The organism is Lederbergia wuyishanensis (assembly GCF_022900255.1).
Classification (GTDB): Bacteria; Bacillota; Bacilli; order Bacillales; family Bacillaceae_C; genus Lederbergia; species Lederbergia wuyishanensis.
Genome location: NZ_JALIRM010000013.1, coordinates 171860 through 187240, shown reverse-complemented (window position 1 = coordinate 187240; position 15381 = coordinate 171860). Strand labels below are relative to the sequence as shown.

Here is a 15381-nt window from a genome sequence, read left to right as displayed (position 1 = left end):
GATGTAATTCAAAAAGTTTTTTGCAAAACTGTGCCAAGCATTTTAGCTTGGCTTTTTATATTTTTAAATTGAATAAATAGTTACTTCCAATCCTTCTTCCCAATCCCCTATATACCACAACAAAAATGTACTACTCACGCAAGAAATTTTCGGTTCAAGAAAGCTTTTATCGTGTACACTCTATACTAAGAGATACGAAAAAATATATTAAAAATGCGCGGTGATTAAATGGAAGAATCAAGTCGATTTGATTGGCTATTTGAAACGATAACGACTCATACGCTTGATATCATTGCAATTGTTGATCAAAATCGAAAAGTGCGATTCACGACCCCCATGTTTTTTGAGATTTTTGGATCTAATCTTGAAGGTAATCCTGATTTAGACATTTTTGATGTTGTACATCCGGAAGATCGTGAATGGTTGATGGGAAGGCATAATAATGTGATAAAAACACAGCAGAAATCAGCTACCGAGTATAGAGTTATTGATAAATATGGAGAGATTAGACATTTCGAATGCAAGACCACTCCTATTCCAGATACAGAAGATAATCTGTCAGTCGTCGCGATTAGAGATATAACAGAAAGAAAAAATATGGAAAATGAACTTCAACGAAGAAAAAATCGCTATGAAGTTTTGCAAAAAAGTTTAAGAGATTATTCACAAAATTTATCTGCTGTTATGAAAGCATCTGATTTAGAGGACCGATTATTAAAGGAAGTTCGCTTTATCTTACCTATGTCTGATCCTGAAATTCTCATACTTGATAATGAAGACAATTTAGATGAGATGGACTTCTTTATACAGCAAATCGTAATAGGGAAATTGGAGAGAATAAAGGACCAGTATTTTATTAAAATAGGAGAAAAAAAGAACTGTTCTTATATCCTTTCGTTACAAGCGTCTTCTATCCAAGATTCTATGGAATCGACTTGGCTAGAAACGTTGGTTTATTATACGGTAATGGTTTTTGAGAATTTAAATGTCATAGAAAATTTAATGAATCAATTGGAAACGGCTTTGCAAAGAAATGAGACTCCCCAGTGGGTATTAAGATTGTTGTTCAATCTCCAAGAGCAGCAACGATTAAATTTATCCAGTGACTTGCATGATACTGTACTACAAGATCAAATTGATTTATATAGACGATTGGAAGCGCTTGTTAACCAATATGAAATAGATGCGGAGGTCAAAACCAATCTAAAAGCAATTGAACAAGGATTACTTGATGCGATCCATCAAATCCGAACTACGTGTAATGAGCTTCGTCCTCCATTACTAAGGGAATTGGGGCTAGAAAGAGCCTTGGAAAATTTATTCGATTACACACAAGTGTCATCTACCTTTAAAATTAATTTTCAAACGGAGAATACAACGGGCCTTGTATTAAGTGAAGAATTAACAATAGGAATTTATCGAATTGTACAAGAGCTATTAAATAACGCGGCAAAGCACTCCAATGCAACTACTTTGAATTTTTGTTTGATTAAAGACGGCTCATTAAAAATAATATACTCTGATAATGGTATAGGATTTAATACGAACAAGCTAGACCCTTCCTTTACCAATATGGGACTAACGAGTATGCGGCAAAGAGTTCAAAGCCTTAGTGGATGTATTGAATTTCAATCAAAATTGAATCAGGGGCTAAAAGTGTTAATCGAATTTCCAATCCTTGGACTTGGAGCATGATATATAAGGAGAAGTGATACAAATGATTAATATATTGATAGTGGATGACCATTTATCCATTATTGAGGGAACGAAAATGCTTTTGGAGCAAGAGCCTGATTTTAAAATCACAATTGAAAATAGTTCATTAAGAGCGATGGATCAAATAAAACTGAATCAATATGATGTTTTGCTTTTTGACTTATATATGCCCCATGTTAACGGATTGGAACTTACTAAAAAAGCACTATCTTATGATCCAAATTTAATCATACTCATCTATACGGGATTTGATATTAAACCTCATTTTAATTTATTGGTAGAAGCAGGGGTTTCGGGATTCTTATCAAAAACTTCTTCACGAGAAGAACTTGTGACCGGCATACGATGCGCTTTAAGGCGACAGGCTGTATTACCAATATCATTAGTAAGAGAATTGAGAAGACCAGGAATCATAGCGAGTGATAGTAATTCACAAGAAAAAGTTATACTTAGTTCGTTGGAGGAAGAAATTCTCTCTGAGCTTGCCAAGGGAAAGAGTACTAGGGAGATTTCTACAAAATTGGCGATGAGTCAAAGATCATTGGAGTATAATTTAACAGCCCTTTATCAAAAATTTGGTGTTAGAACTAGAGTAGACACCGTCCAAAAAGCAAAGGATTTTGGATTAATTCCTGAAGAAGAATTGAAATAAGTGATTGAAGACTATTACAAGTGGTTGGAAACAATCCATTTGAAATAGTCTTTTTATTTTTATTAGGCAACATTGCAAAGCATATTCGGAGGCACCACAAATTTCTGCGGGGCTGTTCATGATGTCTGCGGTTTGTAAGTAGAGAATTCGCCGTAAAATGTAATCAACTTAGAAGGAATTAGATGTAATTACAATTCGAAAAAATAAAATGGAGGTTATTTTTATGATTTCAATTCAAGATGTTTCCAAAGTTTATTCTTTAGAGTCCGGTCATTTTTTCGCATTAAAAAATAACAATGTACACATCAAAAAAGGTGAATTCGTAGCTATTATGGGTCCTAGTGGATCGGGGAAAAGTACACTGCTGCAATTAATGGGGGGACTTGACCTGCCGACATCAGGAGAAATAATCGTAGATGGTATTCATTTAAACAAATTGAGCGAAAAAGAAAGAACGCTATTCCGCCGAACAAAAGTAGGGTTTGTTTTTCAGAATTACCAACTTCTTCCCGTGTTGACAGTTGCTGAAAATATCGCGCTTGCCTTGTCGGCTAATAAAACTCCTAAAGAGGAGATTTTACAAAGAGTAAAGCAGCTGATTAAGGATGTAAACCTAGAAGGGAAAGAATCGATGTTTCCGTCCCAGCTAAGCGGCGGCCAGCAACAACGAGTCGCCATTGCAAGAGCGCTTGCCATGAAACCCCAATTGATTATGGCAGATGAGCCAACTGGTAACTTAGATCAAAAAAACGGAAGTGATATTTTACAATTACTTACCAAATTGAACAAAGAAGAGAAAATTACGATTGTCATGGTGACTCATGATGAGCAGGCAGCAACGGTAGCAAATCGTATCATCTTAATTAGGGATGGCGAAATTGTACAGGATCGTAGAAAGGGAGTGGCTATAAATGAATCACTGGCAAGTAGCATGGCGTAATCTAATGCGAAGAAAGCTACGAAGCTTTCTAATGATTTTATCGATTGTCATTGGGGTAGCTTCTACATTTGCGGTAGTTGCTGCTGTTGACTCAGCCGAAAAAGCTTTTCCAATTTACTTAAAAAACGCTTTCGGAAAAGCTGATTTTAATATTAATGGGACAGAGGCTTATTTTTCAGAAAAGGTTTATCAAGATGTAAAGAAAATAAAAAATATGACATCCATTGCTGTGTTGAAAGAAAATACAAAGATAGAGATAGAAGCAGGAAATCTTTCTCCGATTCAAAAAAGAGTTGTCTTAACAGGATATAGTGATTTAGATACTCCAGTTACGGGTTTCCATGTAGTTAAAGGCAGTTTGGATTCAGGCGGGGCTGTCATTACGGATCGAACAGCAAAAGTATGGAAAGTCGATGTGGGGGATTCCATTTCTTTTAAAACAGATCATGGAGTACAAAGTATTAAAGTTTCTGCAATCGTCAAATATACGGTTGAACTTATGGGACCATCTAGCTGGTCAATGGCAAACTATCACCCATGGTCTGTGGCCGTACCGTTAAGCATAGTACAGGATTGGTATCGTCTTTCAGGAAAAATTGACAATATCCAAGTGAAAATAAATGACGCATCGAAGCTAGAAAGGATGGAAAGTCAACTAGATCAATTCGTGAAAAATTACGATGCAATCTATATGCAACCTGTAGTGATCGATTTTGAATCAACGTTTAAAACGTTAGATTCCTTCTTTCTCGCTCTCTACATTGCCGGATGCCTAGGTATCGCACTTAGTGCTTTTATCATTTTCAATTCTTTCTATGTAAATATGAAAGAACGAAGAAATGAATTTGCGGTATTAAAGACAGTGGGTTATACACCCACGGACATACAATCGATGGTTTTTACTGAAGTCATACTGATTTCGGTAATTGGAACAACTTGCGGATTATTGTTGGGATATGCATTTGGACTTGGTTTAAAATCCCTTATCTTTTTAATATATAGCGTATATGAAGGCAGCATGGTCATGATGAAGGGCATGATATTGTCTGTTCTTGCTGGAATGATAGTACCAGTTCTCGCAGCGTGGTACCCGATTCGTCAGGAAGGAAATGTAAGTGTTATTGAGGTGCTGAAAGAAAACCAAGCCACATCCTTTAGACCAAATAATTGGCTTGCTATTATTGGAATATTGTTGATTATATCCGGGTTTTTTATTAAGCATTTACTCTTAATCATTCCGTTGATGATAGGAATCATTTTAGTTTATCCCTATCTTTTTAAACTATTTGATTTCCTCTTAAAGAGTGTTTATAGGCTCGTATTTCAATTTTCAGGAGAAATGGCTACACGTAATATATATCGTAATTTAGGCCGTACTTCCATGACATCCGCCATTCTTTGTTTAGGAATTACGATGATTGTATTAATGAGTTCTTTGAATTCTGCTCTTTTGCAAACATATGAAAGAGTCATCTATTCATCGTATGGGGGAAATCTAGATATCATGTTCCACCACGTTGAAAAAGAGGATTTAGAAGCTTTGAAGAACATTGAGGGTGTGGATGAAGCTGTTACTTATTCCTTGCAATCTGTCGTCTGGAATCTACATGATCAACAGCGTAAATTGCCCGTTTATGGTGTTGGTGAGGAATGGATTGACCGATTTTCCCTGTTTACAATACCGGACATGCGAAATAGTGATCGAATAAAACAATTAAATTCGGATGAAATTCTTTTAGACAAAATTGCTTATGATGTGTGGGGCGGTAAGGTCGGGGAGAGTATTTGGCTAGATACTTTAAAAGGTTTAAAAGCATATAAGGTTGCTGGTATTGTCGACTCGATGAAAAACAGCGGCTATGGTGCTTTTATGAAAGAAGAGACCTTCAAAGAGAGTTTCGGACTTAAATTTGAAAGAAATGCTCTTGTTATAAAAAATGAGAATACAAGTCCGCTCCAATTAAGGGAAAGAATCTTTGACCAGTTTGGCGAAAGAATTGAAGAAATGTTTGGGCCGGAAGATTGGGTGTCTGTCATTAGTGCAACCTTTACGGGGTCATTCACGATTATAAACGGACTCGTCGTCTTAGCTATCATAGTATCAGGAATAGGAATCACTAACACATTGGTCATTAGTGTGATGGAACGGATTCGTGAAATTGGGGTGATGCGTGCAGTCGGAATAACACGTCGCCAAATAATCGGAATGATTCTGTTAGAAGGCTTTGGTATTGGGCTTGCGGCAACAATAATCGGCTCGTTGTTTGGAATTCTGTTAATCTATATTACTTCTACCTTTATGGAAGTAAGTTCACTTACTTTTGATTTTGGAATCTCATGGATCATCATCGTTACAACTACTCTGTTTGGACTTTCCGTTAGCTTGATTTCCAGTTTAGCACCAGCCTCAAGTGCTGCAAAAACAAAACTAAGTGAAGCATTAAGATACGAGTAAAATGAACGCGATCATATGGGGCGGAACATGATCTCTGCCCCAGTTACGAATGATAGATGGATTTGGGGAATTTACAAATCAAAGGGTGAATAACTGTGAATAATATATATGTTGAAGAAAAAATTATGAAGTTTAAAGAGCGTGAACGGCAAAGAATAGCTGCTAGGGCGTGGATGTATCCAGCTAAAAGAGCAAATCGACCTTATATAAGGAAATTCCCATTCAAAAATAGATTATTTTCTAGAAAAATATATTTACCAAAATAGTTTGAATATGTAAATAGATAATGTTTAATATATTCCTGTGAGTTAAAAATAGGAACGAGTTTTGAACAACTACTAAAATAGCAATTGATCTTTCATATTGTGATAGTGAGTTAGATAAACCAGTTATGATAGGTGTGAGATTATGATATATGATGTAGTGGTTATAGGTGGCGGCCAGGCAGGATTGGCCATGGGCTATTATTTAAGGAAGACGTCCTTATCATTTGTGATTCTTGATAACAATAAATCAGTCGGTGATGCGTGGAGGAAAAGATATGATTCTCTAGTCTTGTTTACTCCGCGCTCATATAGTTCTTTACCTGGTTTGGACTTAAAGGGTGATCCATCTGGATTTCCAACAAAAAATGAAATTGCTGATTACTTACAGCAATATGCTCAGACATTCGATTTGCCTATGCAGTTAAAATGTGAAGTGATAAAGGTTCGGAAAGAAAATGATGAATACCATATCGTCACAAATGACTCTATAATTAGGTCCAAAAAAGTAATCATCGCAACAGGTCCTTTTCATACTCCTAGAATCCCATCTTTTGCAAAAGACCTTCCAAAAGACATTGTTCAACTTCATTCTTCTGAATATAAAAATCAAGCTCAATTGAATAAAGGTTCTGTGCTAGTCGTCGGTGGGGGAAATTCGGGTGCACAAATAGCCGTAGAATTATCGGATTCTTATGAAACCTACCTATCCATTAGTCATAAAATTCGCTTCCTCCCTTTATCTATCGGGGGAAAAAGTTTCTTTTGGTGGTGTGAGAAAATCGGTTTATTGAAGGCAAGTGGAGATTCCTTTATCGGAAAAAAAGTAAAAGGCCAACCTGATCCTATATTCGGTTATGAATTGAAAGAAAAAATAAAGAATAAGAAAGTTCATCTTAAAGCTAGAACAAAATCTGGCCGTAAAAATGTCATTGAATTTGAGGACTTGTCCACTTTACGTGTACAAAATGTCATTTGGGCAACTGGTTTTAAAAAAGATTACTCCTGGATTGATATTCCTATTCTTTTTGATGGGAATGGCAATATAAAACATACTAAAGGTGTAACTGAAAGTGATGGCTTATACTTTCTGGGTCTACCTTGGCAGAATCGAAGAGGATCAGCTCTTCTTTTAGGGGTAGGAGAAGACGCTGAATATTTAGTTAAACATTTAAATTTATAAGTCTACCATTTTGGTAGATTTTTTTGTTTGATAGGAAAGTATAAAATTTTATACGATCATTATTTTGAAAAAAGTCTTTCATTGTCTAGCTCTAGGCACTAACTGCTCGAAGTCAGAAACCTGCGCCTCAAAAGTCAAAGTACGGACTATTGAGCCACAGAACATTTGCTTGTCGTCTAGGCTGCGTGCCTTGTGCATTTCTTATTGTTCCCACAAAAACTTGCGGTATGGCTCCAAAACCATGCGGGGTTGATTCACAAATACTGCGGTTTGCAAGAGGTGAAATCACCGTACAATGACATCAATCAATAGGATCAAATGATTGAAAGGAGTACGGACGATGAATAACTATCAATTATTTATGCCGTATGTGAAACAGGTTAGTAAATGGTATCTCATAGGGTTTATAGGAAGTGTTTTTCGATTTTTAATTCCGCTTTTTGTTCCATTAATTTTGAAATATATATTTGATCAATTACTGCAAAATGAAGCTTTAAGCCGAGCGGAAATGCTTGAACAACTTTTATACATTTCTGCAGGAATGATCATTGTGTTTCTTTTTCTTAGAACTCCAATGGAATATGTACGGCAGTTTTGTATTCATAAGGCTAACAACAATATTATAAAACAGCTTCGGAAAGATGCCTTTCAAAAGGTCCATTCATTGGACGCAAAATACTTTGTAGACAACAAAAGTGGTGAAATCGGAACTCGCTTTTTCGATGATATTGAAAAGGTAAGAGGCTTTTTAACCGCAATGTTCGGGAACATTTGGATTGAAATGATTGTTTTGCTCTTTGTAATAACTGTTATGGTGACTCTTAATGTGAAACTAGCTGTGCTATCGGTTTTATTAGTTGGTTTTCAATTTGTTTTAGCCCATCTTTTATCTAAGAAATTAAAAAGAACCACCCGGAACATGATGAAGTATCGATCTGTAATGAGTGGTTTTATATTTGAAAAGATACAGGGTGCTTTTCTATCAAAATTATTTGCAGCTGAAAAGCGTGACAAAGAAGAACTGGATGAACATTTAATCCATTTTGATGGCTTGACAGATAAGCATGCCCGAGTGAATGCCGTCATGTTAGCGTCCGTAAATGTTCTAAGTGACATGACGCCATTTATCGTAGCGATAGTGGCAAGTCTATATGTAATAGATGGAAGCTTAACAATCGGTAGTTTAATTGCTTTTTTCGCGTATGTAGACAAAATGAGAAGTCCAGTAGCGGCGCTGGTAAATGCTTATCCATCAATTGTAGAAGGAAATGTTGCCCTTAATAGGATCTTTGATTTCTTTCTTACTCCTTCAACTATTATAGAAAGTGAAAAGCCTGTTGAATTAAAGCAATTTCACCAATCGATTCAATTAAATAATGTATCGTTCGCCTATGATGGAAAAAATGAAATCATTAAAAACATGTCATTGACATTAGAGAAAGGAAAAACATATGCATTTGTCGGCGAAAGCGGCGGTGGAAAGAGCACAATTCTTCAACTGTTGCTAAGAATGTATGATGCGACTAAAGGTGATGTATTAATTGATGGAGTAAATATTAAAGACTACTCGATTGCCAGTCTTAGGGAACATATGGGGATTGTGACACAGGATAATTTCTTATACAGTACTTCAATCAAAGATAATATTAAAATGGCAAGGTTAGATGCGACGGATGATGAAATCATCGCTGCTGCCAAAAAGGCTTTTGCTCATGATTTTATTTCAGAATTACCACAAGAATACGATACAGAGATTGGAGAAAGAGGAATCAGGCTATCAGGCGGTCAGAAACAGCGAATTGCCCTGGCCCGTGTATTCTTAAAAAATCCTTCTCTCATTATTTTAGATGAAGCAACAAGCGCACTAGATAATGAAAGTGAAAAGCTTGTTCAGGAATCGATCAACCAGTTTGAAAAAGATAAAACGATTATTATGATTGCCCATAGACTCTCCACGATTGTAAACGCGGATACGATATTTGTTGTGAAAAAAGGTGAAATTGTCGAAAACGGAAACCATCAAAGCTTGCTTAGACGTAATGGTTATTACAAAGAATTATACTCGAAGCAGAATTTGTTAAATGGTGATGGATTAACTCAGGCAGGATAATGAATGGGATTTAAAAAACTTTGATTGTAAAACCCACGTATACAAGGGATGCCGTGGGTTTTGTTATAGAATTTAAGTAGTATGTAGTCGTCTCTGAATTTAGCCACTAACCCAAATTTTATATTATTTACTAATGTTATGAGATGTTTTATTGTAAAATTAAGTTCAAATTATAAGGGACTTTGGGGGAATATGAGTGACATTAACAGCTGCAGATACACAGAATTTTGAAGGGATTATCTCACAATTTGCACCGCAACTAGTAGGCGAAATGGGCAAAGCTTATGTACAGCCGGATATACCGGAGAAGAAGCTGCAAAATGCTCTTCAATCTTACGGAGAAGGAATTAATGCAACAAATGTTATTGCTCTTTATGATGGAACAACTTTTGGTAGTGCGAAGGACGGTTTTCTTATTACAAAGGCGGGATTTTATTATAAAGAAATTCTTGTAAAGCCAACATATATTAATTTTAATTCGATTACGAAAGTAGAAAAAGAAGAGGTTGCGGTTCCGAGAAAGAACAAGCCTGACAAAATTAACTATACATTACATATTGAAGCGGATGAAAGGATCATCTTTGCTGTTAATAATCTATACGTAGATGGCGAACAACTATATTTATTTTTACAAAAGGTAATTGAATCGAAAGATCAAAACTTAATTGATGAAACAGATAAAATCATGATTTTGGAAGATATGCATGAAGATGTGAAGCTGAACTACGTAAAAGCTATCGTTCAATTTGTCATGAATGAGAATGATGAAGTGGATGCGAAGTCACTTTCTGAAATACAGACGCTTATGGCGCAATTGAATTTTGATGCAGAGTTGCGTCACAAGATTCGATCTTATGTGGCAGAGCCGTCATTAACAATTGATGCACTATTAGAAAGAATGATTGTTAACATTCCACGCGGAAGCGAAAATGCATTGAAAATATCATTAGTAAAAGATATGATTCGAGTCCATCGAGTGAGAGGAACTGATACTCCAGCGTTGGAGGTAGAGTCTATTGTTAATCTGGCGGAACGATATGATATTGATGAAAATCAAATTGCTGTGATTGAACAAGGGATTAAAAATGATGAAAAAATAATGCGTGGCGAAGTAAAAGACGATCAAATTGTGAAAAATGCGAAGGAATTGTCTGCAAGAGCTGCTGCGGTAGGTGTTCCAATTGCTGCAATCTATATGAGTGGAAGTGTTGTCGGCTTGAGTGCAGCCGGACTTACATCCGGACTAGCGGCTCTTGGGCTTGGAGGAGTGCTAGGATTATCTTCGATGGTGACGGGAATTGGCGTTGTCGTGATTGCCGGTGTGGGTGTATATAAAGGTATTCAGTGGTTGACTGGTGGTAGCGAGCGTTCGAAAACTCAGAAACGCGAATTTTTTATTCAAGAAATCATTAAAAACAATCAAAAAACGATTAATAATTTAGCAGAAGATGTGAATTTCTTCGCGGAAAAAGTAATAGAAATTGCCCTTGAACAAGAAGTTAATAAGCAAAGACTTGAAAAGCTTGGGAAGGAGCTAGCTATTTTTACGAAGGCATTAAAAACCCTTCAAGAAAAGGGCATCGATTTACAAGCAGTATTGGAGCAAAAGGATTAATCTATGAAAAAAATTGAGAAAGCATTACTTGTCCAAGATGACCAAATAAAAAGAATATCGAAAACGTTAAGCGATGTACAAGCAGTTGGAAGTGAATTGAAAGAGGGAAATGCAGCTCAAAAAACAAAGCTGGATGAGGCGGATGAGCAAATGAACCAGCTCTTTGCTTCACTCGGAATCAATAGGTTGGATTTGGATTTAGAAGGTGTGGAAACATCTAATTCTATCCAATTATCAAGCAATGAAATGGCCAATATAAAACCGCCAAGCTTTGAGCGGCTTCCGATTGTTGTTGGTACTAATTGGGATGAATACGAGGAAAACATCGATTCATATATGGCAAAATATGAATTGGACTTGACAATTGATCCCATTAAACAGTTGTTGTCAGCCCAACAATATAGAGAAATAGAAAATAAGTTTCACCAAGAGTTCGGTGATACCCGTTGGACAAAATGGGATTATACGATAGTTGGACTAGCTGCCCTCGTCGGCTTTTTAGTAGACTTGCTTGTTGTCAAAATGCCAGCAAGAGCTGCAGATAAATATGTACCACAATCTCAGAAGAGTCCTGCAGGGAAATGGGTTAACAAAATGATGGATTCTTACTTGAATCCAGAAAATAATGCAACGATTAGAAATTTGGAAAGCTGGGCAAAAACGCCATACGATGCCGTTAATGTAAAGTCCTTTGATCGAATTATAAGTGAAGAAGGACCTATTAAGATGAATGCCAATCTTCATAGGCTGAAAACACCTGGACACGACCCTGTTTTACAACTTATTTTTGGTGTTTTAGATTGCATGAATGGGACCATTTCGGTGTTTGACCAAAGTGGAAAATTGGCTGTGTTAGATAATCCTAACTTTGTAGGAACGAATCTATTTTTATCGATTACAAAAACATTAGCACATTTTATTACGGATATCGGTACTCCAAAAGGGGTGGTACCTCCATTTTTCTCACTAACTCAAGCCATTACGTTAGACACACCTTTTGAAATAAATGACCGTGGTACGATGAGAAACATGAAACTGAATGAGCTTGCTGAACGCATGTATTCCGTTGGAGGATATAACTTCAATCATTTTCTCGTAATGTCTCTAGTGCCTCTTTCTGTAGAGATGATTGTTCGAAGCTATAGATGGATGACAAAGCCTGAAACAAATGTTGATTTCAAGCGAGACTACAAGCTTAATAGTATGCTTACGGTGGCCCATTCCTTAACGATGTCTACAAATATTATGAAAATGTGGTTGAACGGTTGGAACCCACTTGCTTTTAATTACGCAGAGTTGTTGATGCTTATAAAATCATTCTATTCTTTTGTAAAGGCAAAGACGGAACGCGATAAAAAGATTGAAAGTACGCTCTTGCATAATTGGGAAGAAATATATCGAGCACAACTATAAGCATAGAACTCGTCGATTTTCGGCGGGTTCTATGCTTATATAAGGAGGAATAATTAAACGGATATCAAATATTAAAATAAAGATTATATAATTTAAACAGAAACACCCTTATTCATGTAAATCATCTCACAATGTGTGCAGTAGATTGAAAGTTGGTGAACACAATATGGAGCAAAATAAAAATGTAAATGATTTTGACCAGCTGAAGGGACTATCGAAACCTGCAAAGCGGGCGCTAGCAGGAGCTGGTTACGAAAAGCTAGAGCAATTAACAAATGTTTATGAGGCTGATCTTTTAAAATTACACGGAATGGGGCCAAAAGCAATTGCAGTAATTCTTGAGGCACTTGCTGAAAAGGGCTGGACTTTTCGCTAAGGAATAAATGTAAAAAAATGCACCCTATAAAAGAGTGCATTTTATTATGCTTTAAAACTGCGTAGATGAACTGTTATTTTAGCTAGATTTCTATCATCGAGCGCTTATCTACATCTTTTAATTGTTTCAACCTAGCTTAACAACAGTAACAGAAAATAAACATGGCCTTCACAATACTACAACTTAAATACAAAACTGATAAATTGCCATTCCACCCGTTAAGGAAACAGGGGATGCAGCTAGTGCTACGGCTGTTAGAAGTATCGTAATCCGTTCTTTTTCAATCGATACTCCAATTGCAATAAAGTTCAATCGATTTGCCTCATGAAAGGTATAAATAATTAAAACGATTAACCAAGGTAAAATGGCTCATATAAACGGCCAATCTCTAGGGTTATAAATTGGCAATTCTCTCTTCACATACATAATGATAGATGTACAAACCGCAATAAGGAATTAGTAAAAAAGATGGTTAGCGGTAATAAGTAAAAAGTATAGATTTTTCACTTAGCACGGAGAATTAAAAATATCTGTTTGTTCATATTCCAATAGGGTATCAGAAAATTGTAATGCTTTTATACATTCCTATTGGGAGGTCTATCATGAAAGAAAATGGGAACAAGAAACAGGAGCAATTGGAACAGTTTCGCGCCAATGATCAAGGAAAAGAAATGACAACCAATCAAGGGCTAAAATTATCGGAGGATGAATTTTCTTTAAAAGCAGGTGAACGTGGTCCAACTTTAATGGAGGATTTTCACTTTCGAGAAAAAATAACACACTTTGACCACGAAAGAATACCAGAGCGGGTAGTTCATGCACGCGGTTTTGCTGCTCATGGTGAGTTTGAATTATACGAATCTATGAAGGATTATACAAGTGCGAAATTTTTACAAGACCCATCGGTAAAAACACCGGTATTTGTTCGCTTTTCAACAGTGGCCGGTTCACGCGGTTCGGCTGAAACAGTACGAGATGTTAGGGGATTCGCAACAAAATTTTATACTGAAGAAGGGAATTTTGACCTGGTTGGTAATAATATTCCGGTCTTTTTTATTCAGGATGCAATTAAGTTCCCTGACCTAATCCATGCGGTGAAACCCGAGCCACATAATGAAATGCCTCAGGCTGCATCCGCACACGATACGTTCTGGGATTTTGTAGCGAATAATCAAGAATCTGCCCACATGGTAATGTGGCATATGTCAGACCGAGCCATACCAAGAAGCTTTCGAATGATGGAAGGCTTTGGTGTCCACACATTCAGATTTGTAAATGATCAAGGAAAAGCTCACTTTGTAAAATTTCACTGGAAACCACTATTGGGTGTCCATTCTCTCGTGTGGGATGAAGCACAAAAAATATCGGGAAAGGATCCTGATTTTCATCGTCGTGACTTGTGGGAATCAATTGAAATGGGTAAATATGTTGAATATGAATTAGGCGTGCAACTCATCGAAGAGGAAGAGGAATTTTCATTTGATTTTGATATACTAGACCCTACAAAATTGTGGCCGGAAGAAGATGTACCTGTGAAAATCATTGGTAAAATGACACTGAACCGCAATGTAGATAATGTATTTGCGGAAACAGAACAAGTGGCATTCCACCCAGGTCATATCGTACCAGGTATTGACTTTACTAACGATCCTTTGTTGCAGGGGAGGTTATTTTCTTATACTGATACACAATTAATTCGCCTTGGCGGGCCGAATTTTCATGAATTGCCCATTAATCGTCCTGTCTGCCCATTCCATAATAATCAGCGTGATGGGTACGGACGCCAAACGATTAATAAAGGACAAGTGAGTTATCATAATAATTCATTGGCAAACAATACACCTACTCCAGTAAGTGCTGCAGAGGGTGGATTTGTCCATTATCAGGAAAAAATAGAAGGACATAAAGTGCGGAGAAGGAGCGATAGTTTTAAGGATCACTTTTCTCAAGCGACAATGTTTTGGAATAGCATGAGTCAGCCAGAACAAATGCATATCATTGATGCCTTCTCATTTGAACTAGGAAAAGTAATGAGTAAATCTGTACGACAGCAAGTAGTCGATATGTTTTCTAATGTTAACGCTGAGATGGCCGCCGCGGTAGCGGATGCGATTGGTGTAACACCACCAGGGGCTAAGGAATCGAATATAACAAAGTCATCTCCCGCATTAAGCCAATTAAACACAAAGAAAACGCCTTATACACGTAAAGTTGGTGTAATCATTGGGCATGATTTTAATGGACCTGACATACATGTTGTTTTAAATGCTTTAAAAGCTGAGGGCATTGAAGTCCAGATTATAAGTGAAAAATTTGGAAATATAAAGGCTTCTGATGGGACAGAATTGATGATAGATCAAACTTTTTTAACATCTGATCCAGTTTTATTGGATGCCATCTATATTGGTGGAGGAGATGGAGGAAACGCAAAATTTAATCAGGATGTAACCTATTATCTCGAAGAAGCCTTTAAACATTTTAAGACTATAGGTACTACACATGAGGGAAAAAATTTCCTTAAAGAAAAAATGGTAAATAGTTCAGGAGTGGTGATTGGTAATGATATTCATCAATTTGCTCATAAGTTTATTGAAGCAATAACAATGCATCGCCACTGGGACCGAAAAATCGTTTAATAATAAGAGAATCCTTTCCACC

The 15381-nt window shown here is 36.6% G+C and carries 11 protein-coding genes and 1 pseudogene; 11 read left to right on the top strand and 1 reads right to left on the bottom strand.

All coding sequences use genetic code 11. The features are described 5' to 3' along the window. Nucleotides 1-228 precede the first annotated feature (228 nt). From MT489_RS17905 to MT489_RS17860, 10 genes are all read left to right on the top strand, one after another. Nucleotides 229-1695, top strand: coding sequence for a PAS domain-containing sensor histidine kinase (locus MT489_RS17905; protein ID WP_244682936.1), 1467 nt, complete (start codon nucleotides 229-231; stop codon nucleotides 1693-1695). 22 nt (nucleotides 1696-1717) lie between these two features. Continuing rightward, nucleotides 1718-2368 (top strand): response regulator transcription factor, encoded by a 651-nt coding sequence (locus tag MT489_RS17900; protein ID WP_244682935.1) that lies wholly within the window; start codon nucleotides 1718-1720, stop codon nucleotides 2366-2368. 223 nt (nucleotides 2369-2591) lie between these two features. Continuing rightward, complete coding sequence (locus MT489_RS17895) at nucleotides 2592-3308, top strand: ABC transporter ATP-binding protein (RefSeq protein ID WP_244682934.1); 717 nt, start codon at nucleotides 2592-2594, stop codon at nucleotides 3306-3308. Then, nucleotides 3280-5763 carry an FtsX-like permease family protein gene (locus MT489_RS17890; RefSeq protein WP_244682933.1) on the top strand — a complete coding sequence of 828 codons (2484 nt, stop codon included), beginning with the start codon at nucleotides 3280-3282 and terminating at the stop codon, nucleotides 5761-5763. The genes MT489_RS17895 and MT489_RS17890 overlap by 29 nt, the downstream gene beginning before the upstream one ends. Nucleotides 5764-5858: 95 nt before the next feature. Next, nucleotides 5859-6029 carry a hypothetical protein gene (locus MT489_RS17885; protein WP_244682932.1) on the top strand — a complete coding sequence of 57 codons (171 nt, stop codon included), beginning with the start codon at nucleotides 5859-5861 and terminating at the stop codon, nucleotides 6027-6029. A gap of 142 nt (nucleotides 6030-6171) precedes the next feature. Beyond that, on the top strand, nucleotides 6172-7209 hold the full coding sequence (locus tag MT489_RS17880; RefSeq protein WP_244682931.1) for a flavin-containing monooxygenase: 1038 nt from the start codon (nucleotides 6172-6174) through the stop codon (nucleotides 7207-7209). Between the two features lie 340 nt (nucleotides 7210-7549). Beyond that, the gene (locus MT489_RS17875) at nucleotides 7550-9319 is read left to right on the top strand and encodes an ABC transporter ATP-binding protein (RefSeq protein WP_244682930.1); all 1770 of its coding nucleotides are present in this window, start codon (nucleotides 7550-7552) and stop codon (nucleotides 9317-9319) included. 196 nt (nucleotides 9320-9515) lie between these two features. Next, nucleotides 9516-10934, top strand: coding sequence for a hypothetical protein (locus MT489_RS17870; protein ID WP_244682929.1), 1419 nt, complete (start codon nucleotides 9516-9518; stop codon nucleotides 10932-10934). A 3-nt stretch (nucleotides 10935-10937) separates the two neighbouring features. Continuing rightward, the gene (locus MT489_RS17865) at nucleotides 10938-12347 is read left to right on the top strand and encodes a hypothetical protein (RefSeq protein ID WP_244682928.1); all 1410 of its coding nucleotides are present in this window, start codon (nucleotides 10938-10940) and stop codon (nucleotides 12345-12347) included. 166 nt (nucleotides 12348-12513) lie between these two features. Next, nucleotides 12514-12723, top strand: coding sequence for a helix-hairpin-helix domain-containing protein (locus MT489_RS17860; protein ID WP_244682927.1), 210 nt, complete (start codon nucleotides 12514-12516; stop codon nucleotides 12721-12723). A gap of 204 nt (nucleotides 12724-12927) precedes the next feature. Here MT489_RS17860 and MT489_RS17855 read toward each other — a convergent pair. Continuing rightward, nucleotides 12928-13110: pseudogene (locus MT489_RS17855) on the bottom strand (iron ABC transporter permease); the annotation flags it as partial. 215 nt (nucleotides 13111-13325) lie between these two features. Between MT489_RS17855 and MT489_RS17850 the strand changes: the two are divergent. Beyond that, a complete protein-coding gene (locus MT489_RS17850; protein ID WP_244682926.1) occupies nucleotides 13326-15359 on the top strand; it encodes a catalase in 2034 nt (677 codons plus the stop codon). Nucleotides 15360-15381: the final 22 nt, after the last annotated feature.